General features: G+C 59.3%; 25 protein-coding genes. 13 read left to right on the top strand and 12 right to left on the bottom strand.

What is annotated here, in order from left to right:
- Positions 1–131: 131 nt before the first annotated feature.
- From AD669_RS11070 to AD669_RS11085, 4 genes are all read left to right on the top strand, one after another.
- Positions 132–1472 (top strand): nucleobase:cation symporter-2 family protein, encoded by a 1341-nt coding sequence (locus tag AD669_RS11070; RefSeq protein ID WP_053119630.1) that lies wholly within the window; start codon positions 132–134, stop codon positions 1470–1472.
- 32 nt (positions 1473–1504) lie between these two features.
- The gene (locus AD669_RS11075; RefSeq protein WP_053119632.1) at positions 1505–2014 is read left to right on the top strand and encodes a nucleoside deaminase; all 510 of its coding nucleotides are present in this window, start codon (positions 1505–1507) and stop codon (positions 2012–2014) included.
- Positions 2015–2121: 107 nt separating this feature from the next.
- Positions 2122–2829 carry a class I SAM-dependent methyltransferase gene (locus tag AD669_RS11080; protein ID WP_053119634.1) on the top strand — a complete coding sequence of 236 codons (708 nt, stop codon included), beginning with the start codon at positions 2122–2124 and terminating at the stop codon, positions 2827–2829.
- Positions 2830–2917: 88 nt separating this feature from the next.
- Positions 2918–3340, top strand: a complete 423-nt coding sequence (locus AD669_RS11085) for a hypothetical protein (protein WP_256218843.1) — start codon at positions 2918–2920, stop codon at positions 3338–3340.
- Here AD669_RS11085 and AD669_RS11090 read toward each other — a convergent pair.
- Both AD669_RS11090 and AD669_RS11095 read right to left on the bottom strand, forming a co-directional pair.
- Positions 3335–3817, bottom strand: coding sequence for an HIT family protein (locus tag AD669_RS11090; protein WP_053119636.1), 483 nt, complete (start codon positions 3815–3817; stop codon positions 3335–3337). The genes AD669_RS11085 and AD669_RS11090 overlap by 6 nt on opposite strands.
- A 16-nt stretch (positions 3818–3833) precedes the next feature.
- Positions 3834–4031 carry a hypothetical protein gene (locus AD669_RS11095; RefSeq protein ID WP_371262371.1) on the bottom strand — a complete coding sequence of 66 codons (198 nt, stop codon included), beginning with the start codon at positions 4029–4031 and terminating at the stop codon, positions 3834–3836.
- A 291-nt stretch (positions 4032–4322) separates the two neighbouring features.
- Between AD669_RS11095 and AD669_RS11100 the strand changes: the two genes are divergently transcribed.
- On the top strand, positions 4323–4907 hold the full coding sequence (locus tag AD669_RS11100; protein ID WP_053119638.1) for a hypothetical protein: 585 nt from the start codon (positions 4323–4325) through the stop codon (positions 4905–4907).
- A 78-nt stretch (positions 4908–4985) separates the two neighbouring features.
- Here the strand turns inward: AD669_RS11100 and AD669_RS11105 are convergent, their stop codons facing one another.
- Complete coding sequence (locus AD669_RS11105; protein ID WP_053119641.1) at positions 4986–5519, bottom strand: adenylate kinase; 534 nt, start codon at positions 5517–5519, stop codon at positions 4986–4988.
- 186 nt (positions 5520–5705) lie between these two features.
- Between AD669_RS11105 and AD669_RS28755 the strand changes: the two genes are divergently transcribed.
- The 5 genes from AD669_RS28755 (at position 5706) to AD669_RS11125 (ending at position 10663) form a co-directional block, all read left to right on the top strand.
- Entirely contained in the window at positions 5706–5876 is a 171-nt protein-coding gene (locus tag AD669_RS28755; protein WP_256218844.1) for a hypothetical protein, read from the top strand.
- Positions 5877–6169: 293 nt separating this feature from the next.
- Positions 6170–6544 (top strand): cytochrome c, encoded by a 375-nt coding sequence (locus AD669_RS11110; protein ID WP_053120437.1) that lies wholly within the window; start codon positions 6170–6172, stop codon positions 6542–6544.
- Positions 6545–6709: 165 nt separating this feature from the next.
- A complete protein-coding gene (locus tag AD669_RS11115; RefSeq protein WP_371262372.1) occupies positions 6710–8128 on the top strand; it encodes a DUF1254 domain-containing protein in 1419 nt (472 codons plus the stop codon).
- 17 nt (positions 8129–8145) lie between these two features.
- A complete protein-coding gene (locus tag AD669_RS11120; RefSeq protein ID WP_053119645.1) occupies positions 8146–9636 on the top strand; it encodes a DUF1254 domain-containing protein in 1491 nt (496 codons plus the stop codon).
- A 130-nt stretch (positions 9637–9766) separates the two neighbouring features.
- Entirely contained in the window at positions 9767–10663 is an 897-nt protein-coding gene (locus tag AD669_RS11125) for a LysR family transcriptional regulator (RefSeq protein ID WP_053120439.1), read from the top strand.
- A 3-nt stretch (positions 10664–10666) separates the two neighbouring features.
- Here the strand turns inward: AD669_RS11125 and AD669_RS11130 are convergent, their stop codons facing one another.
- The 9 genes from AD669_RS11130 to AD669_RS11170 all read right to left on the bottom strand — a co-directional run bounded on the left by AD669_RS11130 (position 10667) and on the right by AD669_RS11170 (position 22806).
- Positions 10667–11851: an iron-containing alcohol dehydrogenase gene (locus AD669_RS11130; protein WP_053119647.1), complete on the bottom strand. Its 1185-nt coding sequence runs from the start codon at positions 11849–11851 to the stop codon at positions 10667–10669.
- Between the two features lie 51 nt (positions 11852–11902).
- Positions 11903–13381: an APC family permease gene (locus tag AD669_RS11135; RefSeq protein ID WP_053119649.1), complete on the bottom strand. Its 1479-nt coding sequence runs from the start codon at positions 13379–13381 to the stop codon at positions 11903–11905.
- Between the two features lie 302 nt (positions 13382–13683).
- Positions 13684–14211: a GNAT family N-acetyltransferase gene (locus tag AD669_RS11140; protein ID WP_082341424.1), complete on the bottom strand. Its 528-nt coding sequence runs from the start codon at positions 14209–14211 to the stop codon at positions 13684–13686.
- Positions 14212–14321: 110 nt separating this feature from the next.
- The gene (locus AD669_RS11145) at positions 14322–15647 is read right to left on the bottom strand and encodes an LLM class flavin-dependent oxidoreductase (protein ID WP_053119651.1); all 1326 of its coding nucleotides are present in this window, start codon (positions 15645–15647) and stop codon (positions 14322–14324) included.
- Between the two features lie 7 nt (positions 15648–15654).
- Entirely contained in the window at positions 15655–18009 is a 2355-nt protein-coding gene (locus AD669_RS11150; RefSeq protein ID WP_053119653.1) for a TonB-dependent receptor, read from the bottom strand.
- A 129-nt stretch (positions 18010–18138) separates the two neighbouring features.
- The gene (locus AD669_RS11155; protein ID WP_053119655.1) at positions 18139–19212 is read right to left on the bottom strand and encodes an AraC family transcriptional regulator; all 1074 of its coding nucleotides are present in this window, start codon (positions 19210–19212) and stop codon (positions 18139–18141) included.
- Between the two features lie 42 nt (positions 19213–19254).
- Entirely contained in the window at positions 19255–19872 is a 618-nt protein-coding gene (locus AD669_RS11160; protein ID WP_053119657.1) for a glutathione S-transferase C-terminal domain-containing protein, read from the bottom strand.
- Positions 19873–19886: 14 nt separating this feature from the next.
- Positions 19887–20951, bottom strand: a complete 1065-nt coding sequence (locus tag AD669_RS11165) for an ABC transporter substrate-binding protein (protein ID WP_053119658.1) — start codon at positions 20949–20951, stop codon at positions 19887–19889.
- Positions 20952–22359: 1408 nt separating this feature from the next.
- Positions 22360–22806: a low affinity iron permease family protein gene (locus AD669_RS11170; RefSeq protein WP_256218845.1), complete on the bottom strand. Its 447-nt coding sequence runs from the start codon at positions 22804–22806 to the stop codon at positions 22360–22362.
- Positions 22807–23052: 246 nt separating this feature from the next.
- Between AD669_RS11170 and AD669_RS11175 the strand changes: the two genes are divergently transcribed.
- Genes AD669_RS11175 through AD669_RS11185 form a run of 3 tightly spaced genes read left to right on the top strand, consistent with a single transcriptional unit; the run spans position 23053 to position 24853 of the window.
- Positions 23053–23616, top strand: coding sequence for a hypothetical protein (locus tag AD669_RS11175; protein ID WP_256218846.1), 564 nt, complete (start codon positions 23053–23055; stop codon positions 23614–23616).
- Positions 23616–24044 carry a phage holin family protein gene (locus AD669_RS11180; protein WP_053119660.1) on the top strand — a complete coding sequence of 143 codons (429 nt, stop codon included), beginning with the start codon at positions 23616–23618 and terminating at the stop codon, positions 24042–24044. Before AD669_RS11175 ends, AD669_RS11180 begins: the two co-directional genes overlap by 1 nt.
- A complete protein-coding gene (locus tag AD669_RS11185) occupies positions 24041–24853 on the top strand; it encodes a DUF3618 domain-containing protein (protein WP_053119662.1) in 813 nt (270 codons plus the stop codon). Before AD669_RS11180 ends, AD669_RS11185 begins: the two co-directional genes overlap by 4 nt.
- The last annotated feature ends 39 nt before the right edge of the window (positions 24854–24892 follow it).

Here is a 24892-nt window from a genome sequence, read left to right on the forward strand (position 1 = left end):
AATTTGTTTCATCGCTATAAACGTTCAACTATGGCTCCGCGTCAAACGATCTCCGGGGCGGTTCTACCCTTCAAACGCCCCTGAGAATGCCCGCGATCTCAACAGATGCCGCACCTTCAGGAGCGTGTGAAATGACCACACAACGCATTCATCCGGTGGACGAGGTTTTGCCGCTGCGACAGTTGTTCACGTTTGGCTTGCAGCATGTTTTGGTGATGTACGCGGGGGCGGTGGCGGTGCCGCTGATTCTCGGCAGCGCAATGGGGCTGACCTCGGCGCAGGTGGTGTTGCTGATCAACGCCAACCTGCTGACCTCCGGTGTGGCAACGTTGATTCAGACTTTGGGCTTCTGGAAATTCGGCGCGCGTTTGCCGCTGATTCAGGGCTGCTCTTTTATTGCGCTGGCGCCGATGATCATGATCGGCAAGGAGTTCGGGCTCAGCCAGATATTCGGTGCGGTGATCGCGGCGGGGTTTATTACCATCGCGCTGGCGCCGGTGTTCAGCCGATTGCTGCGCTTCTTTCCGCCGGTGGTGATTGGCAGTTTGATCACCATTATCGGTATCTCGCTGATGCCAGCGGCGGCGATCTGGTTGGGCGGTGGCAATCCTGATTCAGCGGATTTCGGTAACCCCGCCAATCTGTTGCTGGGCCTGGCGACGGTCAGCGTGACGCTGGTGATCTACGCCAAATTCAAGGGATTCCTCGGCAACCTCAGCGTGCTGATCGGCTTGTTCGTCGGCAGCCTGATCGCGGCGGCGTGCGGCATGACCCACTTCAATAAGGTGAGCGAAGCGGCGTGGTTTGAGCTGAGTGCGCCGATGGCATTTGGTGCGCCGGAATTTTCGCCGGTGCCGATTCTGATCATGACTCTGGCGATGCTGGTGATCATGGCCGAGACCACCGGCAACTGCCTGGCGATCGGCAAATTGACCGGCAAACCAACCACACAGCAGACCCTCGGCAACGCGTTCCGCGCCGATGGTTTGTCGACCATGCTCGGCGGCTTGTTCAACAGTTTTCCGTACAACGCCTTCACGCAAAACACCGGTTTGATTGCGCTTTCCAACGTGAAGAGCCGCTTCGTCGTCGCGGCGGCCGGGGCAATCATGGTGCTGATGGGCTTGTTCCCGAAGCTCGGCGCGCTGATTGCGGCGGTGCCGACACCGGTGCTCGGTGGCTGCGCGATCGTGATGTTCGGCATGACCACGGTGGCCGGTATTCAGGAGCTGTCGCGGGTGCAATTCGAGGGCACTCGCAACGGCATCATCGTCGCCGTGTCGGTGAGTGTCGGCGTGCTGCCGATGTCTTTTCCGGCGCTGTTCGAACACGTCGGCCCGACGCTGAAACTGGTGCTCGACAGCGGCATCTTCCTCGGTGCGATCACCGCCATCGTGCTCAATATTCTGCTCAACAATGAAAAAAAATCGACCGAAACCATCGGCGCTGCATCGGCTGAACTGGCCGACTGATCTTTAGTTTTTCCACTGCCCAGGAGTTACCCATGAATCAATTCACTCAGCTCATCCCGGCCGGCGTCAGCGATCTCGATCTGGCGTTGCTGCGCCAGACCATCGCCTTGTCCGAGGCGTCGAAACAGCGTGGTCGCCACCCGTTCGCCGCGTTGGTCGCCGACCGCAACGGCAAAGTGATCGTCGAAGCGGGGAACAACTCGATGCCGCCGGAAGGCGATCCGACTCAGCATGCGGAACTGGTTGCGGCGGCTGCGGCGGCCAAATTGCTGACGCCGCAAGAGCTGGAGCTGTGCACGCTGTATACCAGCGCCGAACCTTGCTGCATGTGCGCTGGCGCGGTGTATTGGACGGGCATCGGGCGGGTGGTTTATGCATTGTCGGAGCACGCGTTATTGGGACTGACGGGTGACCATCCGGAGAACCCGACGTTCTCGCTGCCGTGCCGTGAGGTGTTTGCCAAGGGGCAGCGCAAGGTCAGTGTGTTCGGGCCGATGCTGGAGGGGGAGGCGGCCGAGTCACATAAAGGGTTCTGGTCTTAACGTTTGAGCACTGCATTCCCGATGGGAATGCAGTGCATAAAATCATTGAATTTCTCTTGTCACCCTGGCCGGCGTAATTTGCTGAAAAAGGACATGGAGACCTTCCATTGAAATCATCCTCAGCTGAAAAATTCGACAACTCCCGCGCCAATGAATACGCCCAACAAAGCCGCATCGCACTGGCCGGTTATGACGCCTGCCATGATCTGGCGGCGTGCATGCTGGCCGCCAGTCTTGGCCAATCACGCCCGGCGAAAATTCTAGTGGTCGGCGCTGGTGGTACCGCACAGGAAATCATTGCGATGGCGGCACTGGAGCCGGACTGGTATTTCACTGCAGTCGATCCTTCCGAGCCGATGCTGGACGCCGCCGTGCAACAGCTACAGGCCAATGATTTTCTGCACAGAACGGAGGTGCATCTCGGTGAGATCAATGACTTGCCGGCGGATCAAACCTTCGATGCCGCGACTCTGATCGGCGTGCTTCATCACCTCAATGGCGACGAACCCAAACGCGAGATTCTGCAATCCATTCAAGCGCGCCTGAAACCCGGCGCGCCGCTGATTCTGGCGGGTAATCATTACGCCTATGCGAGCCAACCGTTGTTGCTGCAAGCGTGGGGGCAGCGTTGGCGGCAGCAGGGCGCGAGTGCCGTTGAGGTGCAAGCAAAACTCGGAAAAATTCTGCAGGGGGCCGACCCGCCGCATTCCGAGGTAGCGGTTCAGACATTGCTGCATGAGGCGGGTTTTGGTCAAGCAACGCGGTTTTTCAGCAGTCTTTTCTGGGGTGCCTGGCTGACGTGTAAGGCGGTTTGAGTACAGTTTTTGCGTGGTGCGGCGGCTGATCTATAGTCACTGAACCGGCCACCGGACTCGGCCAGGACGACCCGCAGGAGCGCGAGAATTGATCACTCGACTGCAAGCACTCAAGTTGATGCAACTGGTCATCGCCTTGCCGGCCTATACCGTGCCCACCTGCACGACGATCGCCGCCACACTGTTTTTCGTCTTCGCCGTGCCGTTCAGCTTTGTCACTTCGCTGCCGCCGAGCGCTTTTCTACAGACACTGCCGTGGGTGACGCTGTTGCTGTTTATGCAGTGGGCCTGCTGGAGCATTTTTGCTGACGTGCTGGAAGACATTCCGAGCGTGCGGCATTTGACGTTATTGGTGTTTGGGCTGTTGCTGACGCTGTTCTTCGGCGCGTTCGCCTGGTGGCTGTTTGACGATCACATTCTTGGACTGATGTGCGGCTCGCAGGGGATGACGGCGGGTGTGCTGTTGGTGATCAATCTGCTGCGTAAACGGTTTCAGGCGGATGAGTCATGAGAACGCTGCACGCAGCGCCATGATCGATTCTTCGATCGTCATGCCCTGAGTCTCTGGCGGGAATGGGTTCTCCCCGAACTCCCGCCAGATAAACAACGTCAACTCGGCACCATCAGTCGCCGAAAGAGCGTTTTCAGCGTAGGCAAAATTTTCCAGCAACCGGTAACGCTCATCCTTCCAGAACAGCTCCTCAACCCAGTGATAAACCGGAATGAAATGGAAGTGAATGGGTAGGCCCGGTTGATGACCAAAGCGTCCGATATAGAGGTGCTTGGGCTTCAACCGTTGCTCCATGACCTGCTGAGTCTTGGCGAGCAGACCGCCCATTTCGGCCAAGGCATCCGGCGATAAATCTGCCAGCGAAGTGGTTGCGACCTTGGTGCCCAACATCAGATAACCGGGGAGGGCGCTCGCCAGATGATGGTTGATGATCCAGTGCTCGGTTTCATGAACGATAAAGCCCGGGGCAATTTCCATCTGCCGTGTACTCAACTTATGCCTCTCCCGACATCACGATATTCGCTTCAATCTTCTTGCCCATGCTGATGCGCGGTTCGATCGAATAACCCAACGCTTCATAAAAAGCCGCCACGCTCGCATTGGCGCTGATGATCTGCAGATTGATCTTCATGCAGCCACGCGCAATCAGCGCATCCTCGGCGTTGTTTGAATAGTTGGCAATGACGTCCATGGCGGGGCTCTTGAGTTGAATGAGCTGACGCTAGCGCTCTGTGGTTTGTGTGTCCAGGGGGCTTCAGATTGGATGGATGACAAAATTATCTGCAAAAAGCCGCATACATCATTGATGTCCACCTACGCTAAGACCGTTCAGGCCATTGCGATCGTCGTGCAGCAGCGATCAAAGGCTTGCGATTGCAACCCATTGGTGCAGGCGGAACCTGACCTGAGTGGTTTATTTCCTGGAAACCCCGGAAATCAATGATCAAGTCACGTAGGGCCGCTTGAAATCCGGCGCAGTGAGATGACCCCAGACCAGATTTACTCGCATATCCGTATCGTCCTCAGCATCATCCTGGGGCTGGGTATAACGACGTTACTCAAGGGGATCGCTTCGATCATCGAACACCCGCGCCAATTTGGATGGTCGTGGATACACATGAGCTGGGTGGTCTGGGCGCTCATTTCAATCATGACGTTCTGGTGGTGGGAGTTTCGTCTTACGCAGGTGCCGGTGTGGACGTTCGAGTCCTACTTTTTCATTGTTTGCTATTGCGCCCTTTATTTCATGGTGTCGACGATGCTGTTTCCGTCAGACGTGAGAGAGTTCGGCAGCTACGAAAACTACCTGCTCGAGCGACGTGCCTGGTTCTTCGGGCTCATCGCGCTTATCACGGCCATGGATCTCATCGACACCTCCCTCAAAGGCAACGCCCGCTGGCATACGCTCGGAGCGGCGTATACCGCCCACACCGTCATCATGCTCGGCATCGTGTTGATTGGCATCACACAGAAACGGCGTCGAGTACAACTGACACTTGCGCTGTTTACCCTGATCTATCAGGTCGGCTACTTTGTCGTGGAGTACTTCACTCTTTTAGCGGATTGAGTGTTAAGAACAGCCGTAGTTGCGCAATGGGATTCTTCCCTGACCGAGCCGATTGGAGTGACGTTTCTGGCCGAATTGCTAGCGGCGACAATGCCCCAAAACATCCGCCACCATTTCATCCGCACCACGCACCCCATCAACCCGTAAAACCGGAATCGTTTGCCCGCTCAACCACGCCTCATGCCACGCTCGATTACGCCCTGAAAAATTCGGATCGTCATACTGCGAAGCCCATTCTCGGAAAGCCACATGTATCTCATGCATGTCGCCCCCTGGGGCGATCCGGTCGCCAAATCGCTCCCTTTCACGCGCGGCCAGACGCTCAAGGCGAACAGGCGTTGGTGTCACAACGAAGACGATCAAATCAGCGTGGGTGATCAGCGCATCGCCCCAGCCCATACAAGAGCCGGTCAGCACCCAGTTGTCGGCGCCCAACTCCTGCTGCATCAACGAAACGCGTTCTTCAGGCGGCCGCTTTGTTGTGAATGGCGGGTTGGTGGGCGCCCAGTAAAAATCATCGACATCGACATGTTTTAAATCGAGCGAGGGCGCGAGGTTGGCACCCAAGGTCGACACGCCCGCGCACGAAGCACCTGTAATGTAGATCCGCAATTTTTCCTCCGTGAATACTGTTCGATAGTCCGTCTTATCCAGCCATGCGGCGGCTGACGGCGAGCAGGATATCAGGGTAGCGCGGCTTGAATCCTCGATGAATTTGGAAAATAGCTAAGCAAGTTAGCTATAGGTTAACGTGCCCGACTCGTCACGATCAGCCCTGAATTCCGGACAGGATTACGCATGAGCGCACCCTCAACGCCAGTCGGAGATCCACGCAGCCTGCAAATTGCCAGCGATGTCGTCGGCCAGCAGCTACAACAAATCGCCATTCTGACGCGCAACGATGTGCGCGGCGCCGGTCGTACGGTGGTTCAGTGCATGGGCATTGAGGCGCTGATCCGGGCGAACTGAGTCGTCACGACGATCATGCCCAAGCGTTCGCGGCCTACGAAAAACTGATGCGCCCCTACGTCAATCAGGGTGCCCAAGTTCGCGCCCCGACTGGCCTCGCCACATTCGCGGCTTGGCATCGCCCTCGGTCACGCGGTATTAAGGTTGGCCACCGCACCGGGTTTCAAGACGGTATTTGGCAAAATTCTTTCACCGAAAGCAGACGCGATCGAGCTGCCGCGTTATGAAGGTCAACAAGGCGCGTAGCGTCTACTTCGATATAGATTCAATGGATGGTATACGAGCATATGGACATGAAATCAGTCTTCATCGCTGCGCTTGGCGTTTTATCGCTGGCTCAAACATCGCCGTCTCTGGCGGAAGACAGCAACGGAAAAAACCTCTTCGTGCAGCGCTGCGCGATGTGTCACGGCGCCGATATCAAAGGCACAGGGCCGCTCGCGCATAAAAGCAATCCGCCGACGCCGGATCTGACAACAGCTGCTTTCAAGCAACGGCTGAGCGATTACCCGGGCGTCATTGTGTCGTCGATCATCCTTCGGCCAAACGGTGATTTGATCCCGAGAACCTTGCGCGAGAACGGTGTGAAGGTGCCGCCGCATGCCTGGAGTGTTAAGGATTTTCGCGATTTGAATCAGTACATGAAAAGTGTCATTTCAAAACGTTGAGGGCTGCGGATCAGGGCCTGCTGCGCGCAGCCCAAACATTCAGTGACCACCTCGGCAGACTTGCGTTATCTTCCCTGCGACTCACCTGCAAAGGGTGATTCCCACAAGTAAGGATGCTTTATGACTCAACTGCCGCAACGCCTCAATCTGTTCGCGCTGAGCTTGATGGGTGCGCTGGCCACCACCTGTGTTCTGGCCCCGCAAAGTTTCGCGAGCGAAGGCTCCGTCAGCGGCCCGGTCGCCAACACCAAGGTCACCGAGCCATACGTGCGCATGATGGCCCGTGAGGCGTATTTCTGGGGTTGGCCGATGGCCAATATTTTCAACCGTCGCCAAGCGTTCAAGGATCTCCCTGAACCTGGCTTGATGGGCGGAATTGTTCCGGTCGCGCCAATCAATCGACTGTCGATGCTCAGCGATTACATCGATCCGGCCGAGCGCCTGGTGGCGTGTCCGAATCAGGACGTGGTCTACGGCGCGGGCAGCATCGCGCTGGATCTGGAACCGGTGGTGTTGCAGGTGCCGGATTTCGGCAGCCGTTTCTGGGTGTACCAAGTGGTGGATTTGCGTTCTGACAGCTTTGCCGAGCTCGGCAAAATGTATGACACCAAACCCGGTTTCTACCTGCTGGTGGGCCCTGACTGGAAGGGCGAAGTCCCGGCCGGGATCACCAAGGTCTTCCGCTCGCGCACCAACACCGGATTCGTGATTCCCCGGGTGTTCCAGGACGATAGCGCTGTCGATCGCGCGGCCATTCAGCCATCGTTGTCGGGCGTCGACATGTACCCGCTGTCGCAATTCGACGGTAAGGTCAAACACCGCGATTGGGCAAAACTGCCGAAATTCCCGGCGCAGGCCGCCGGCAGTGGCGAAACCAAATGGGTGATGCCAGAGAAGTTCTTCGACGAGTTGCCCGCGCTGCTCAAGGACGCCAAGCCGTTGCCGGGCGAAGAAGCTCGCTACGCACAAATGGCCGCACTGGCCGCCATTGCCAAGGCCGATCCTCAGCTCAAAGCCGCGATGATCGATGAAGCGAAAAAAGCCGACAGCGAAGTGATCGACCCGCTGTTGCAGTTCCGTAATTACGGCCTGCAACTGACGGATCACTGGAGCACCATCAGCAACGGCGCCGCGTTCGGCACCGACTATTTCAGCCGTACCGCCGTCGCGCGCTCGAATATCTTCGTCAACCAGCAGAAAGAAACCAAGTACTTCTATCAGGATCTGGACAAGACCGGCACGCGCCTCAACGGGCAAAACGGCTACACCGTGACCTTCGCCAAAGGGCAGCTGCCACCGGTCAAAGGCTTCTGGTCGCTGACCCTGTACAACGAACAGCACTTCTTCTCGCCGAACGACCTCAAGCGCTATTCCATCGGCACCAAAAACAAATCCCTGCAAGCCAATGCTGACGGCTCGCTAACGATTTACGTGCAGAGCGACTCGCCGGGCAAGGACAAGGAAACCAATTGGCTGCCGACGCCTGAAGGTGCGGATTTCTCGCTCTACATTCGCGCGTACTGGCCTGAGCCGGCTGCGCTGAACGGCCAATGGGTGCCGCCCGCTGTTGTCAAAGCCAATTGATCGCAAGGACGTTTACGATGAACACGTTCGCAAAATCACTGACAGCGCTGAGTCTGGCCGTTTCGATCAGCGCCAGCGCCCAGGCCGCCAGCCATTACCAGCAATTGGCCGACCTGCCGTTCGCTGGCGGTTACCCGACGCTCGAAGGCGTGGCGCAGCTGCAAAACGAATTGCTCTTCCAGCGCGCCGTGCAGTCGTACATCTGGGCTCTGCCGGTGTTGAACATGTACGCCATGAAAGAGGGCTCGGAGAAAGCTTTCGGCGCCGGTTACAACGTGCTGCCGATCTGGAAGGATCGCCTCAACGCCAAGACCCGCGTGACCACGCCCAACTCCGACGTGATCTACGCCATGGGCTATCTGGATCTCAAGCAGGACGGCCCGATGGTGATCGAAGTGCCGCCGGGTTTGCAGGGCATTCTGGATGACTTCTTCCAGCGGCCGATTTGCTCCGAGGGCCAGATTGAGGGTCGCCAGTGGTGTGGCGATGTCGGTCTGCCGGGGCCGGACAAAGGGCAGGGCGCCAAATATCTGGTGCTGCCGCCGGATTTCAAGGGCGAGGTACCGCCGGGCTATCTGACGTATCGCTCGCGAACGTACGGCGTGTTCGTGTTCTGGCGTGGCTTCTTCAAAGATCCGAAACAGCTCGATGCGCCGGTCGCGGTCATGGAGAAAACCCGCATCTATCCGTTGGGTAAACAGGCCACGGCCAAAGCGATGGTGTTCCCCAACGCCTCGAACACCCCGGTCAACATGCTGTACCCCACCGATGGCAGCGCTTTCGACATGCTGTCGCGGTTTATCGAACACGAATACGTCGACCCGCAGGACATGGAAATGCGTGGCGTGCTCGCCGCACTGGGCATCATCAAGGGCAAGCCGTTCCAGCCCGACAAGGCCAGCCGTGACCTGCTCGACAAAGCGGCGAAAACCGCCAGCAAGATCGGCCATGCGATCTCTTACACGCCGCAGACGATTGTCGCCAACGGCACGTGGTACCCGGATCGCAAGTGGCTGAATGTATTCCCCGGCAACGCGACGTTTACCGCCGACACGTTCAACTACATCGACCCGCGCACCGGCTTCTTCACCAACGCCTATTCCGCCAGCCCGGGCATGGCCGTGAACATGGAAAACGTCGGCGCCAAGTACCCGGCCACGTTCGTCGATGCCAAGGGTGAATTCCTTTCCGGCAGCAACAGCTACACTTTGAACCTGCCCAAAGGTATCCCCGCAGCCTTGTTCTGGTCGGTCACCGCGTACGACTCGATCACCGCGTCCGGCCTGGACAACGGCCAGCCGTTTCCATCGATCAATACTATGGACAAACCGGTCGCCAATGCCGATGGTTCGATCGATGTGCATTTCGGCCCGGACTCGCCCGGCGCCGGTAAAAACTGGATCAAAACCCTGCCGGGCGAAGGCTACTTCGTGATTCTGCGCCTGTACGGCCCGACCAAAGCGTTCTTCGACAAAGTGTGGAAGCCGGGGGATTTGCACAAGCAATGATTTGAGAGGTTCTTGAGCGGCATGGGAGCCTCAGCGTCCTCAGGCCCTCAATACGCTTGCCGACGGCGCCCGTCGCAATGGAAACTTGATCCCCGCAACGTCGCAAGAAATCGTTGAACAGGACACCCCGGTGATCAGAAACATTACGGACATGGATTTACGCCTGCTGCGGATTTTCGCCATCGTGGTGAAGTGCGGTGGTTTCACCGCTGCGCAAGCTGAGCTGAACATGAGTCAGTCGAACATCAGCACGCATATTTCCAGTCTGGAAAAACGTTTGGGCTACCGGATTTGCGAGCGCGGCAAGGGCGGCTTTCGCTTGACCGAAAAAGGTCAGCGGATTCTCAAGGCGTCAGCGGCGCTGTTTGGTGCGGTGGATGCCTTCCGTGATGAGGCGCAGGATTTATCCGGGCGTCTGGTCGGGGATCTGTATCTGGGGCTGGCGGACAATATCGCGACCCTGCCGACCGCGCGCATCGACGCGGCCATTGCACGGTTTTATCAGCGCGAACACGACATGCACCTGCATATCTTCGTGAACTCGCCGATAGAGCTCGAACGCGCGGTGATCGACGGGCAACTGGACGTCGCCATTTCCTATTTCAGCCGTCCTTTACCGACCTTGAATTACCAGCCGCTGTACAGCGAGGAGATCGGTATCTTCTGCGGGCAGGCGCATCCGCTGTTCGCCGTCGAGGCGCCGACGCTGGAACAGCTCAAGGCCAGTGACTGGATTTGCCATGGTTTCTTGCCGGCCGATCAGGTGCTGCCCATTGCGCCGGATCGCGCTTCAGCCACCGCGCACCATATGGAGGCGGTGGCCCATGGCGTGCTCGCCGGGACGCATCTGGGCTATTTGCCTGCGCACTACGCGCGGCCATGGTTACAGAGCGGCAAGATGCGCGCGCTGCACCCGCAGACGCTGCGTTATGACGTGCAGCACAGCATGATCACCCACGTCGGGCACCCGCAAAGCGAGGCCGTGCGTGCCTTTATCGCAGATCTGCTGGCTGAGCACGGTTTGTGAGTTTTATCTCGGCAGCACGCCTTGCACGGCGTTGCGGAAGATTTGCGTGTAGTCGGCGGCACTGAGGACACAGGCGTTGGTGTCGGATGAAGAAACATCGGCCAGCGCCTGTTCGCCAACCCAATCCGCCGCGTCGGTGTCCAGACCCATCTCGCCCAGGCTGTGGGCGATCCCTAACTGCTCGCGCAGCTGCAAGACCCAATCGAGAAAACCGTCGAAATCAGGCTGCGGCAACTCCAGATAGCGGGCCAGTCGCGCGATGTCCTGGCTGATTGCCTGACGGTTGGCGACCAACACGTAGGGCAGCAGGATCGCATTCAGCAACCCGTGGTGTTTGTGATAACGCGCGCCCAGCGGATGGGCGAGGGCATGCACGCCGCCCAAACCTTTCTGAAATGCCACCGCGGCCATGGCCGAAGCGATCAACATGCCTTCGCGGGCAACCATGTTCTGGCCATCGCGATGTGCGTTGCACAAGTGCAGCTGAATCAAACGAATACCTTCCACCGCGACACCGGAAGACATCGGGTGATACAGCGGCGAACAGAAAGCTTCGATGTGATGGGTTAACGCGTCCATGCCGGTGGCGGCGGTCAGTGCGGCGGGCAGGCCACGGGTCAGCACCGGGTCGAGGATCACGCAGGCCGGCAGTAATTCCGGGTGGCTGACCACACGCTTGATGTTTTCTTCGCTGAGGGTCAACACCGCTTCGCGACCAAGCTCCGAACCCGTGCCCGCCGTGGTGGGCAGCGCGATCAGACGTGGCAGATCGAGGTGCGGAAAGTCAGCCAATGTCGGGTAACTGGCTATGACATTCGACCATTGATATTGCTCGAGGCCTTGAGCATCGACGGATGCCAGGCTGATGCCCTTGGCGGCGTCCATCGCGCTGCCGCCGCCCAGAGCAATCAGCGAATCATGCCGGCCAGCCTTGAAAGTGGCCACGCCTCGGGCGACGTCATTCAGGCTCGGGTTGCTGTCGATGTCGCTGAACACCGCGAAGGCAATATCGGCGTGCTGCAAATGCGCTTTGATCAGCGCCATAGGTTCCAGCGCCAGCATCCCCGGATCGGTGACCAGCAGCGGATTGCGCATTCCCAACAGTTTGCAGCGTTCGGCCAACACATCCAGCGCGCCGGGCCCGCAGAAAATTTCGGTGGGGTAATTCCAGTAATGAAGAGAAGACATCTGAACTCCAGATTCGCGGGGCGCAAGGGCCCCGCATGACAAAGCGGGGGTTTATTCGGTGCGCAGTTGCAGGCTGCTGCGCAGATAAGGCTTGGCGCGGAACAGGTAGATCAGGCCCAGCAGCGCGAGGATCGAGAACACCAGAATCACCGCCCACACCTGAAACCATGGCGCACCCGGAGGCGCCAGCGACTCCCGTGGCCAAGCGACGTTGATGCTTTCAAACACCAGCCAGAAGAACGCCGCAAGATTGACCGGCAGACCCCAGCGACCAAGGCTGAAAGTCCCGGGCTCGGGTTTCCATTGGCCGCGCAGACGAGCGAGCAGGGCGCAGCTGACGACAATCAGGAACACCATGAAAAAGCCGCCGCTGCCGAAGGCGATCAACGTGCCAACCGCCGTTGCGTTGAGGCCTAGCGCCAGACCGAGACTGGCGAAACAGGTGCTGAAAACCATCGCCGCGAAAGGCACTTTGCGCTTGTCGACTTTGCGCAACAGGGCCGACGCCGGGAGCATTGAGTCGCGGGCCATGCCGAACACGGCGCGACCGATGTAGGTCTGCACCGAGACGATGCAGGCGATGAACGCCACCAACACGATGCTCACGAAAGGTCGTTCCGACCAGCTACCGAAGGCATCAACGACAGCAGGTGTCACCGGGTCGACGATTTGCCCGGAGACCATGCCTGCGGTGTCGGTAAACGACAGCGTCACGGCGAATGCGGTGAGCATCACGGTGAGGCCGACCAGAATCATCGAGCGCAAAATCGCCCGTGGCGTCGACGTCCGCGCATCGGCAGTTTCTTCGGACACCTGCGAGCAGGCGTCGAACCCGAGGAAGGCCCAGCCACCGACCGCCATCGCCGTCAGAAATCCTGGCAGGTACGAGCCGTCGCCACCCTGACTGGAGGTCAGTCCTTCAAACACCAGCGACAGCGAATGGTTACGGAAGAACAACAGCAACAACACGCCGATGCCGATGGAGGCGATCGCCTCGGCAATGATCCCGGCGTTGACGAAGTACTTCAGCGGGTTGATGCCGAACAGGTTCACCCCCAAACCGAGCAGCAACAGCACGGCGCCGCTGAACACTTGGGCATTCGCCGATGGCGGCGCGCCGGTAAAAAACAGCCACAACCAGAAACCGCCCAGGTAGGCGACAGTGGTCAAGGAAGCCAATGCCGAGGCCAGATACATGAACCCGGTGAACCACGCCCAGCGATCGCCCGCCAGTCGCCGAACCCATTGATAGCAACCGCCGGCGAGCGGGTATTGCGAGGCCAGTTCGGCATAGACCAGCGCCACCAGAAACTGCAGCGCCAGGCACAGCGGAACGATCCAGACCCAGGACGGCCCGGCGTTCATCGCGCCCAATGACATCACCGAATAAATGCCCACCACCGGCGAAACGGTAGCGAACCCGACAGAAAATGAAGACCACAATGACAGACCGCGATGCAGTTCCTGGGCATAGCCCTGGCTGTGCAGCAACGATTCGTCGGCGTTTGGGCGGGAAAGAGGCGAGGTCATTGTCGGCCTCCCATTGAAGCGCTGGCGCTGGAGAGCGCGCAATGACAGGCACGGCAGCGTGCGAGCAGGGCGGACATAAGAAATTCCTTGGTCGGCAGACACATTATTTTTAGGATCGCCTTGTCTCAGGCGTACCGACGAAACGGCCTCCTTCATGAGGAGTGAAGGGAGCTTAAGCCAGGCAAACATCGATAAAAATTCATATGTTTGTAGGCTGGGTTCTGGAATTTCATATGTTTGGAGAAGGGAGCAGAGAAGAACGACTGACCGTGATCAGCCGTCGTTGATTGGCAAAGCGCAGGCTAGCCCCATTGCGTGCTGGAAAGCCCATAACATTTGCACATCGCAGGCACTCCAGACAGATCCAGTTCGGCGTCATACAAATGCGTTGCGCCCAGCTTGAGCATGGCGTTTTGCGAACGAAGATTATCAGGCGCGACGTGGAAGTAGACGATGTCGTACGCCTTGAACGCATGCTCCAGCATCAATCGCTTTAGCTCGCGATTGGCCAGCCCGCCCCATTTCGCCCGCGTCAGAAAGGTGTAACCGATGGCGATTGCGTCAGGCTGGTCGGGCGGCGAGTAGTAGCTCGACATGCCGACGATCTGCCCGGAGGCAATCTCGATCACGGCGAGGGCTTTGCCACTGGCCAGACGCGCGGCGAAGTAGGGCGCGAAGACCTGTCGGTGATAGCGATCCGTGGCCGGGTGGCCGGCCCAGATCAGCGGGTCACTCGCCGCCAGCAGCATGCCTTCAAAATCACTGTCGGCGAGTGGTCGCAGTTGCAGCGTGTTGCCGCTTAAATCGGGTTGGTTATCAAAGTTGCGCACTGGACGGGTTTCCTTGTCAGGTGAGTCCTGAGAAAGAAACCAGTCTAGGGCGACCGTCGTTCAAGGAAAGATCCAATGCACGGATTTTTCATGGAGCCATCGCTACCGGCTTAACGCTGGTAACGATTGCCCGGCCGTTGCAATCCCAGATGATCCCGCAGCGTGCTGCCGCTGTACTCAGTGCGGAACAGCCCGCGCTGTTGCAGCAACGGCACCACGCCGTCAACGAAGTCATCCAGACCTTCCGGCAGGAACGGCGGCATGATGTTGAAGCCGTCGGCAGCCTGGCCGACGAACCATTCTTCAAGGGTGTCGGCGATGGTTTTCGGCGTGCCGATCACGGTGTGATGGCCGCGCGCGCCGGCGACTTTCAGGTACAACTGGCGAATTGTCAGGTTTTCCCGGCGCGCCAGATCGATGAACAAGGCCTGGCGGCTCTGCATCGAATTGCTTTGCGGCAGCTCCGGCAACGGGCCGTCCAGATCATATTCCGACAGGTCGAAACCGCCGGCCATGCCCGCGAGCATCGCCAGTCCAACCCGTGGCTCGACCAGATCCTGCAACTGTTGGTATTTGTCTTCCGCTTCACTTTGCGTGCGGCCAATCACCGGCGAGATCCCCGGCATGACTTTCAACTGCTCAGGACGGCGGCCGTAGCCGGCGAGGCGACCTTTGACGTCGGCGTAAAAGGCTTGGGCGTTGCTCAGGGTCTGTTGTGCGGTGAACACCACTTCAGCGGTGCGCGCGGCCAAGGCCTTGCCCGGTTCCGAGGAGCCGGCCTGAATCAGCACCGGGTAACCCTGTGGCGTGCGCGGAATGTTCAGCGGCCCGCGTACCCGGTAATTTTCGCCGTGGTGATTGAGTACATGCAGTTTGTCCGGCTGGAAAAACACGCCGCTGGATTTATCGCGGATGAAAGCGTCGTCTTCAAAGCTGTCCCACAGGCCGGTGACAACATCGATGAACTCTTCAGCGCGCTGATAACGGTCGCCGTGCTCGAAATGCTTGTCGCGGCCAAAATTCAGCGCCTCCAGATCGGTCGCCGAGGTCACCAGATTCCAGCCACTGCGCCCGCCGCTCAAGTGATCGAGGGAGGCGAACTTGCGCGCCAGTAAATAAGGTTCGTTGTAGCTGGTCGAGACCGTCGACACCAGGCCGATGCGCTCGGTCACTGCTGCCAGACCCGAGAGCAGCACCAGTGGATCGAAGACATCGCCAGCGGTGGTGAACTGGCCAAGTTCCGGCGAGCCCATCAAGGCCAGGTTGTCGGCGAAAAATATCGCATCGAACTTGCCGCGCTCGGCGGTGGTGGCGAGGTTTTTGAAGTGCTGGAAATCCAGTCCGCCGCCGGCCCAGGCACGCGGATGGCGCCAGGCGGCGAGGTGGTGGCCGCTGCTCATGAGAAACGCGCCCAGGCTCATTTTTGCTGTTGTCATAGTGTCCTCAGAAGTCATAGCGCAAGGTCAGGCCGGCAGTGCGCGGCTGGCCTGGCGAGGCGGTGTAAAGACCGTTGGAACCACTGCCAACAGCCAGGTAATACTCACGATCGAAGGCGTTTTTCACCCACAGCGAGGCGTCCAGCAAACCGTCGCCGTAGTCCATGCGCGCGCCGACCGAGAAGTTGGCGAGGCCGTAGCCGTCGATCTTCGCCAGGTCGGAGTTGTCGAGGGTGCCTTCGCTCTCGGAGCGATAGGCATAGCTGCCGGTGGCGTAAGGTTCGATGCGGTCAATGCGCGGCCACTTGTATTCGCCGTTGATGTTGCCGATCCAGCGTGAGGCGCCGGCCACACGCTGACCGCTGAGGTCGCAGTTGGTCTGGCCGGGGTTTTCCGAGGGGCAGGGCGCGTCTTTGAACGACAGATAGGTGACGTCGTTGAACGAGCCGTTGACGTTCAGCGTCAGCCCGCGAACCGGCACGGTGGTGGCCTCAAATTCGAGTCCGCGTGAGCGCACGGTGCCGGCGTTGGTCAGCAATTGGTAACCGGTCAACGAGCCCGGCGGCTGGTAGTAAGTGGTGGCTTGATAGCCGTTCACGCCCGTCCAGAATACGTTCGCGTTGAGTTGCAAACGCTGGTCGAACAGCTGACTTTTGATCCCCAGTTCCGCATCGTTCGCCCGCTCCGGGCCGACCAGCAATGACTCAGCGCCAGCGCTCGGAGCCGAGCCGACCGCAAGGTTTACACCGCCGGATTTTTCGCCGTGGGACAACGAGGTGTAGCCCAACACATCGTCGCTGAAGTGGTAGCTCAAGCTGGCCAGAAACGACGGTGCGGCGTTGTACAGGTGCAGGTCGCCGGTGTCGTAGGCGCCGACCTGGCCGGCGCGGATCGCGTTGCCATCGACCACGCCCGGGATCACCACCGGCGTGCCGCCACCCACAGGGGCGAAGCGCTTGACGTTGGCCTCTTTCTCTTCATAGGTGCCGCGGATGCCGGCGCTGAAATCGAGGCGCTGGGTCAGGTGCCAAGTGCCTTGGGCAAACAGCGCGTAGCTCTCGGTGTCGATCTTGCCGTTGACCTTACTGCTGACGTTGTTCAGCGCATTGAGATTGGCGCCGATCAGGTTGAGATCCGCCAGCGGCCCGAGGTCGGTGAAGATGCGGTTGCCGAGGTCTTGCTTGAACGCGTAGGCGCCAACCACGTAATCAAAGAACTCGCCTTTAGGCGAAGCCAGGCGCACTTCCTGCGAGAACTGGCGGTCGTGGACTTCGTAGCCGAAGTCGTTGATCACCGGGACTTCCAATTGGTCGGCGTCGTTGGCCGGGTTGAAGTGCCAGCTGCGATAAGCACTGATCGAGGTCAGCGTGTAGCCGCCGGCAAGGTTCCAGTTGGCTTCGACGGAACTGGCGTTCTGGTGCACGCTGACGTTCTGGCGGCCATCGATGTTGCTCTCGCCCACCTGCGGATTCGCGCTAACGAGTGCCGCGCGGCGCCAAAACACGGGCCCCGCGCCGTAAATCACGCTACTGCCGCTGCTGGAGTTTTCGCTGTTGTATTCGTTGATCCAGCGCAGGCTGAAATCGTCGTTGGGTTTGAACAGCAATTGCCCACGCAAGCCTTCGCGCTCACCGCCGAGCAGTGTGCGATCGTCGTGGCGATTGTTCAGGTAGCCGTCATCGCGGGTGCGATAGAACGACAGGCGACCGGCGAGGGTGTCGGTCAACGGCCCGGACACTGTGCCTTTGCCTTGAAAGTAGCCGTCCTGCCCACCCGACACTTCGAGGCTGCGCTCGGGGGTGAATGTCGGGCCACGGGTGGTGATGTTGAGCACGCCCGCCGTGGTGTTTTTGCCGAACAACGTGCCTTGCGGCCCGCGCAGCAATTCCAGTTGCTCAACGTCGAGCATGTCGAACGCGGCCATGCCGGGACGGCCGAGATAGACGTTATCCAGATAAATCCCGGCGCTGCCTTCGAGGCCATCGCTGGCCGGGTTGTTGCCGATCCCGCGCACGGCAAAACTGGAAACCCGCGCATGGACATAAGCGACGTTGACGCTCGGCAAGGCCTGTTGCAGATCCTGAATCTTGTAGATGCGCTGGGTTTCCAGGTTGGCGCCGCTGAGCGTGGTGATCGGCGTCGGTACGTCTTGCGACTGTTCTTCGCGACGGCGCGCGGTCACGGTGACCTGTTCAAGCCTTGGTGCTGAGTTGTCGGCCTGAGTTGCCGTCGGTGTGGACGCTTCGGGTTCATCTGCGGCGAAGCTCTGGGTCGAGCAGAGGACACCGGGCAGCGCCAGCCATAAGGAAAAGCTCAGGGGCTTGAGGCGATGGGCCGTGGTGGCCGAGTAACGTAAAAGCATGGACGCATAGCTCCTTTTTTTGCCGCGCGACGCAATCGGTCGGGCTCGGTAGGAGTGCCATGCTAGAGCGTGTGAAGGTGGGAAAAGGGGCCTGCGCGGACAACCTATGGTCCGGCGCAGACAAGTGACTCAAACCGCGATCGACAGTGCTCGCTCAGCCGCGAAAACAGTGGGCCGTGGCACGTAACGTTGAGGTTGCAACGGCACATCATCACGCCGCCATTTGCCCGGACTTTCGCCCGTCCAGCGACGGAACGCGCGATTGAAACTGCTCGGCTCATTGAAGCCCAGTCGATAGCAGATTTCGTTGATTGAGCAGTCGGTCTGGCGCAGGTAACTGAACGCCAGTTGTCGCCGGCAATCGTCGAGCAACGCCTTGAAACTGCTGTCGTGTTTGAGCAAGTGCCGATGCAGATTGCGCACGCTCATGCCGAGCTCGTCGGCGACGCGACTTTGCTGAACTTCACCCAGAGGCAAGTAACGAATAATCGCCGCGCGAACCCGCTCCGGCAGATTCAGGCGTCGTTGCCGTTCGAGGTAGTCGTTGAGCACGCCGTCGAGTCCTTGGGCCACGGCGTGATTGGCCGTGGTCAGCGGCGCATCCAGCCAGCGGTTGCTGTATTCGATGGCATTTTCGCCGGCGTCGAAGCGGATCGGGCAACCGAGCAAACGTGTCCAGCGCAGCGGATCTTGTGGGGCCGGGCGGGCCAGGCGCACGCCGTGCACGATCGGCAAATCCACCCAGGTTTGCCGGGTGAAGCGCACCGCGCAGGCAATCGACGCTTCGGTGGCGATCTGCTCCACCTCCGCGCCGTCGGCCACGCCGTAAACCATGCGCGTGGTGTGCGGCCCGCGCACCAGACTCATTGCCGCCGACGTGGTGATCACCGGGGCGTAACGCACGCCCCGTTGCAACGCTTCAATCACCGTCGAACTGCTTTGCGCGGCGAAAAACAACCCGTGAAAGTCGGTCGGATAACTGTACTGCGCCACTTGCAGGCCGAAGCATTCGTCAGCACTGATGCGCCGCGCCGCCCGCCAGAATGCGCTCATGGCGGGGAGGGCAATGCGCTGATCAGGGTCATGCAGATGACAACGGCTGATACCGGCCTCGCTCAGCAGCGGGGCGGCGTCGATGCCCTGTGCTTCCAGCGTGCGGGCGATGACTTGGGCCCAGGTGGCAATGGTATCGGTGCTTGGCATGGTGGTTCTCCGGCGTATTCGGTTATCCGTCCTCGGGGTGATTCAGGCGAGGCCTTCGGCGGCCAAGGTCTGCACCACTGATTCCCGCGCGCGGAAGCGACCGAGTGCGGCCTGCAGCGCAGGGAAATCGTTGAGCACACCGACGCGAGCGCTCCAGCCAAGGAAGACGCCGAGGTAGGCGTCCGCCACGGTGAAACGATCACCGACCAGATACTCGGTTTGCGCCAGTCGCGCTTCGATCGGTTTCAGTGCGTTGCTCAGTTGTTCCAGCGCGCGTTGGCGAATGCCGGGGAATGCGCTTTCGTCAGCGCTGTAACGCTCTGGGCGATTGATCGGGCGAAACGCGCCAACGTGTACTTCCGTCGCCACGTAACCGAGCCAGCCTTGAATCTGCGCGCGCTCGACTGAACCTGCCAGTGCGAACAATTCTGTGCCGGGTTTGAGGTCGGCGAGGTACGGCAGGATCGCGGTGTTTTCGGTGAGCAGCGTCTGGTTATCCAGCAACAGCGCTGGTACACGGCCGGTCGGGTTGATCTGGCGATACGGCGAGTTCGGGTCGCCGAGGGTCACGCGCTCGACGCTGATGGGCAGTTGCAATTCGTGGATCACGACATGGGCAGCGAACGAGCAGGCACCGGGGAAAATGAACAACGTGGTCATGGAGAGTCCTTGTTTTAGCGGCTGGCTTGTGGGGTTTGCGAAGCGGTGTCGGTGTGTTGCAGGGCAGCCTCGATGAAGCGCGGCTCGGCCCAGGTTTTCACTTCAAAACCTTTGCGGATCAGTTTCGCCTGGAGCGCCAGATCGACGCTGCGCTGCAAGTTGTCGAGGAACGGCGCGTCGAGCTGCGGGGCGAAAATCTTTACCAGCGATTGGTCTTTGGCATCGGTGGTGAGGATGTCTGCGGGGAAGCTGGCGAGTTTTGAAACCAGGTTGATGTAGTCCTGTTTGTGGTCGTCGTTGCGCAGCCAGGTGATGGCGGGTTGTTGCGCCTTGATCAGGCGCGCGACCAGTTCTGGATGTGCGTCGACAAAGGCGCCACGGCCTAACAGCACGGCTTGCATGCTGCCGGCGCCATCGAGGTCGACGGTGGTCAGCGGCAATTCAGCGAGGCCGCGTGCCTTCAGCGCAATCACGCCGGCACCCGACCAGGTCGCGTCGATTTGCTTGGCGGCAAGTGCTGCGTTGGCGGCGTTGTAGTCGAGGTTGACGACTTTGTAGTCGCTCTCTTTCAAGCCTTGGTGCGCCAGTGCAGAGGCAAACGAAAGTTGCGTGGCGGTGCCTCGGAAGATAGCGACGCGTTTGCCTTTCAGCGCTTCGAGGGTGGTGATGCCCGAGCCCGGCTGTACGGCGAGATAGAGTTTGACGTCACGGGCCGTCGCACTGAGCAAACGCGTGTCGAGACCACCGGCCTTGCCGATGATCGCTGGCAAGTCGCCGAGGTAAGCGAAGTCTTCCTGGTTGTTGGCCAAGGCCTCATTGATCGCCGGCCCCGCGCCTTTGAAGAAGTCCCAACGGATCTTGATGCCGTCCTTTTCGAACTCCTTTTCCAGGGTTTGCCGATCGCGTAATACGTCGACAATCCCGGCGCCGCTGGGTGTCGGCCCGGCGCTGATGTCAGGCACGGCGATACGGATTTCCTTGACCGTATCGGCCAGCACCAGACTGGAAACGAGTAAAGCGGCGAGGGTGAGCGCGGCTTTCGGAAGGGAAGTTCTGCTAAACGACGTCGTTCGACTCACACGGATGCTCCTGCAAATTCCAGCGAGGTGCCGGATCGAAGGCGCAGGTATAGCGGCGTACACACGCAGAAATAAAATAATTAAAAATGTGCTGGTTAGTCGCTTTGGGCATATGTGCGACAACGCATAGCTTGGGACAGCAATGCCTTTCAGGCATAAAAACTATGCCGAGCCAAATCCCCCTCAGACACCCGTTGTTCACTGTAGGAGCCGAGCTTGCTCGCGAAGGCGTCAGCCCAGTCAGTGCAGTGTTAAATGACCCACCGCTTTCGCGAGCAAGCTCTGCTCCTACAAGTTTTCTGCCGTACACAAAACCCCCGGCACGCCCCAAATCCCTGTAGGAGTGAGCCTGCTCGCGAAGGCGTCAGCCCAGTCAATGCATTGTTGAATGACCCACCGCTTTCGCGAGCAAGCTCTGCTCCTACAAGTTTTTCTGCCATACACAAAACCCCCGGCACACCCCAAATCCCTGTAGGAGTGAGCCTGCTCGCGAAGGCGTCAGCCCAGTCAATGCATTGTTGAATGACCCACCGCTTTCGCGAGCAGGCTCGCTCCCACAGGTTTCTTTGTCGCTCACATAACCTTGGGCACGCCCCAAACCCCTGTAGGAGCTGAGCTTGCTCGCGAAGGCGTCAGCTCAGGCAATGCATAGTTGAATGACCCACCGCTTTCGCGAGCAAGCTCTGCTCCTACAAGTTTTCTGCCTTACAAAAAGTCCCGAGCACACCCCAAATCCTTGTGGGAGCGAGCCTGCTCGCGAAGGCGTCAGCCCAGTCAATGCATTGTTGAATAACCCACCGCTTTCGCGAGCAAGCTCGCTCCCACAGGTTTCTTTGTCGCTCACAAAATTCCGGAGCACACCCCAAATCCTTGTGGGAGCGAGCTTGCTCGCGAAAGCGTCAGTTCAGGCAATGCATAGTTGAATGACCCACCGCTTTCGCGAGCAAGCTCTGCTCCTACAAGTTTTCTGCCGTACACAAAACCCCGGCACGCGCCACCCCCCCTGTAGGAGCGGGCTTGCTCGCGAAGGCGTCAGCTCAGGCAATGCATAGTTGAATGACCCACCGCTTTCGCGAGCAAGCTCGCTCCCACAGGTTTCTTTGTCGCTCACAAAACCCCGGGCACGCCCCAAACCCCTGTAGGAGCTGAGCTTGCTCGCGAAGGCGTCAGCTCAGGCAATGCATTGTTGAATGACCCACCGCCTTCGCGAGCAAGCTCTGCTCCTACAAGTTTTCTGCCGTACACAAAACCCCGGGCACGCCCCAACCCCTGTGGGAGCGAGCCTGCTCGCGAAGGCGTCAGCCCAGTCAATGCATTGTTAAATGACTCACCGCCTTCGCGAGCATGCCCGCTCCCACAGTTCGTAATGTCATGCACACATTCCGGGGCGCGCTTCAAAACCGCTGCGTCAGCGTTGGGTCTCACCCGGCTCCACTTCGGCGGCGGCAGCTTGTACTGGCACGCCATCAACAAACGCTTCATGCGCTTCAGGATCGAGATTGACCTGGTGACGCTCACCCAGCGAGCTATAGCGATCGCGCAGTTTGCGCAGATCCCGTGAACCCATTTTATCCAGCCCCAACGTCGCATTCTGCGCCGCCGTGGTCGCGCGAATCAGTTCATCAATCTTCAGATGCAAAATGTCGTTGTCGCGGTTTTGTGTGTTCTGGATCAGAAACACCATCAGGAAGGTGATGATGGTGGTCGACGTATTGATGATCAGTTGCCAGGTATCGTTGTAGTGAAAGTAAGGCCCGGTCAGTCCCCAAACCCCAATCAAGATGATCGCGAGGAGAAAAGTTTTCGAGCTGCCGGCCCAGTTTGAAAGGCCTTGGCAGAAACGTGCAAAAGTCATGAGTGCGAGCTCTCGTTGAATGTAACGAGTCTGACCGCAGCCAGTTCTTGAAATTCTTTTTTACATTTAGACCGCTCGTCGCCATGTTTGCGCGCGACCGTCGCTGCTGGAAAACCTTCTTGCAGGTCGCCCATCATCCTCTTTGAACTCTGCGTCAAACTCCCCCGTCCTCTGCAGTGAGGGGCTCAGGGCAATCCTTGCTGCGCAGTCCCGTTAAACGTTTTCATTCAGAAGGCGAGGGACGACATGAATACTTCAGACAGCAGAGCAGGATCTCAGACCGGCGATCCGGCAGGCAGCATGCCTGAGCACGACTTTGAGCATTTAAAGGAAGAGGTCACCGAGGCGTTGGGCGGCGCGAGGCATCAAGCCGATGCGCAGTTTGGCCAATATCGCGACACCGCCGCCGATCAGATCGAGGCATTGGCGCAAGGTGCGAAAAGCTTTGTGTCGGAACTGGAGGACAAGGACTCACTGGGCATGTCCGACTACCTCAGCGACATGGCGGAGTCGATGACGGGGCTGGCCGGCAATCTTCGCGGCAAGAGTGCCGAACAGCTCTTGCACGATGCGGCGGATCTGGCGCGCAGCAATCCCGCGCTGTTCATTGCCGGGAGCATTGCCGTGGGGTTCGGATTATCGCGATTCCTCAAGGCCGGCACGGGCGCGGCGGTCACCGTCAGCGGCCATCACGATCCGGCAGCAGGCAGTTCTTCCATGCCGCCATCAGACGGTTATGGCGCCCATCGGCCTTATGAAACGTCGCCCGCACCGACCCCCGTTGCGCCAGTCGCGAAAGGAGAACTGTGATGAACAGAGACGATCCGGATCTGCCGGGCACAAGACCTCTTGCGCAACCAGACGACGCTTCGGTCGTCGGTCTGCTTCGACAGCTGTCCCGCGAAGTGCCCGCGTTATTCACCAAGGAACTGGCCTTGGCCAAGGCCGAGCTGCAAACCAGCCTCACCACGCTGAAGGCCGGCATTGCAGCAGTGGCGGGCGGTGCAATCGTTTTTCTGGCGGGTTTCATCATCCTGCTGATGTCGGCGGTCTACGCTTTGAGCCTGTTCATGGCGCCGTGGCTGGCAGCGTTGATCGTCGGTGTTGTGGTGATGATCATCGGCTTCGCCATGTTGCAAACCGGCAAAAAACAATTCGAGGCGTCCCATTTCAAACCTGACCGGACGCTGGACGCTCTGAACAAAGATCAGGAAGCGCTGCGGAGGAAAGTCTCATGAACACTGAACTGGATATCGAATCGCAAAAAAGTCCCGAGCAGATCGAACGGGAAATCGACGCGCAGCGCGCCAGCATCGGCAATATCGTCGACCAGCTGGAAAGCAAGTTCACCCCCGGTCAGATGTTCGACCAGGCCTGGGGCCTGATGCAAAACAATGGCTCGACGTTTATCACTAACCTCGGCACCAGCGTGCGCAACAACCCCGTGCCTGCGGTGCTGACCTCGGTGGGTCTGCTGTGGCTGATGATGAGCCAGAACCGGCCGCCGGTGCTGCAACCGGTCTATCGGGCCGGGCCCGATCAGGACAGGACCGGGGAATGGGCGGACGGTATCGACAGTGCGCGCGACCATTTGCACCAGACGGCCGATTCGCTGAAAGAAGGTTACCAATCGCTGAAAGGCAAAGCCGCGCACTTGGGCGACAACGTCGGTGCCGCCAGTGAAAACCTCAGCCATGCGATGCACGATGCCGGTGATCGGTTAGCGCGCAACTCACAGGTATTGGGTCAGCAGTTCAATCAATTGCTCAAGGAACAACCCTTGGTAGTCGCCGCCGCCGGCATCGCACTGGGCGCCTTGCTCGGTGCCGCGTTGCCAACCACCAGCACCGAGCAGCGCATGATGGGGCGCACCAGCGCCGGGCTGGTCGATAAAGTCAAAAAGCAGGCGCAGGAAGGCTACGAAGCAGTTCGCGATACCGTGACGAAAACCACTGAACAAGAGGCTGTCGCCGCCCGTTCAGACTCCTCGACTGCAACATCGGCAGCCCCGTCCGCCGATCTTTCCCAAGGCTTGGGCACCTCCTGATCGCGGAGAACCGGAGGCCCGCAATGGGCCTCCTTGCCG

The sequence above is a fragment of the Pseudomonas sp. P1.31 genome, from assembly GCF_001269815.1.
Classification (GTDB): Bacteria; Pseudomonadota; Gammaproteobacteria; order Pseudomonadales; family Pseudomonadaceae; genus Aquipseudomonas; species Aquipseudomonas rustica.

Bases quoted from the DNA above. Each gene is read 5' to 3' on its own strand.
- AD669_RS11070 (WP_053119630.1), top strand. From the start codon at position 132: ATGACCACACAACGCATTCATCCGGTGGACGAGGTTTTGCCGCTGCGA.
- AD669_RS11075 (WP_053119632.1), top strand. From the start codon at position 1,505: ATGAATCAATTCACTCAGCTCATCCCGGCCGGCGTCAGCGATCTCGAT.
- AD669_RS11090 (WP_053119636.1), bottom strand. From the start codon at position 3,817: ATGGAAATTGCCCCGGGCTTTATCGTTCATGAAACCGAGCACTGGATC.
- AD669_RS11095 (WP_371262371.1), bottom strand. From the start codon at position 4,031: ATGGACGTCATTGCCAACTATTCAAACAACGCCGAGGATGCGCTGATT.
- AD669_RS11100 (WP_053119638.1), top strand. From the start codon at position 4,323: ATGACCCCAGACCAGATTTACTCGCATATCCGTATCGTCCTCAGCATC.
- AD669_RS28755 (WP_256218844.1), top strand. From the start codon at position 5,706: ATGAGCGCACCCTCAACGCCAGTCGGAGATCCACGCAGCCTGCAAATT.
- AD669_RS11110 (WP_053120437.1), top strand. From the start codon at position 6,170: ATGAAATCAGTCTTCATCGCTGCGCTTGGCGTTTTATCGCTGGCTCAA.
- AD669_RS11115 (WP_371262372.1), top strand. From the start codon at position 6,710: ATGGGTGCGCTGGCCACCACCTGTGTTCTGGCCCCGCAAAGTTTCGCG.
- AD669_RS11120 (WP_053119645.1), top strand. From the start codon at position 8,146: ATGAACACGTTCGCAAAATCACTGACAGCGCTGAGTCTGGCCGTTTCG.
- AD669_RS11130 (WP_053119647.1), bottom strand. From the start codon at position 11,851: ATGTCTTCTCTTCATTACTGGAATTACCCCACCGAAATTTTCTGCGGG.
- AD669_RS11135 (WP_053119649.1), bottom strand. From the start codon at position 13,381: ATGACCTCGCCTCTTTCCCGCCCAAACGCCGACGAATCGTTGCTGCAC.
- AD669_RS11145 (WP_053119651.1), bottom strand. From the start codon at position 15,647: ATGACAACAGCAAAAATGAGCCTGGGCGCGTTTCTCATGAGCAGCGGC.
- AD669_RS11150 (WP_053119653.1), bottom strand. From the start codon at position 18,009: ATGCTTTTACGTTACTCGGCCACCACGGCCCATCGCCTCAAGCCCCTG.
- AD669_RS11155 (WP_053119655.1), bottom strand. From the start codon at position 19,212: ATGCCAAGCACCGATACCATTGCCACCTGGGCCCAAGTCATCGCCCGC.
- AD669_RS11160 (WP_053119657.1), bottom strand. From the start codon at position 19,872: ATGACCACGTTGTTCATTTTCCCCGGTGCCTGCTCGTTCGCTGCCCAT.
- AD669_RS11170 (WP_256218845.1), bottom strand. From the start codon at position 22,806: ATGACTTTTGCACGTTTCTGCCAAGGCCTTTCAAACTGGGCCGGCAGC.
- AD669_RS11175 (WP_256218846.1), top strand. From the start codon at position 23,053: ATGAATACTTCAGACAGCAGAGCAGGATCTCAGACCGGCGATCCGGCA.
- AD669_RS11180 (WP_053119660.1), top strand. From the start codon at position 23,616: ATGAACAGAGACGATCCGGATCTGCCGGGCACAAGACCTCTTGCGCAA.
- AD669_RS11185 (WP_053119662.1), top strand. From the start codon at position 24,041: ATGAACACTGAACTGGATATCGAATCGCAAAAAAGTCCCGAGCAGATC.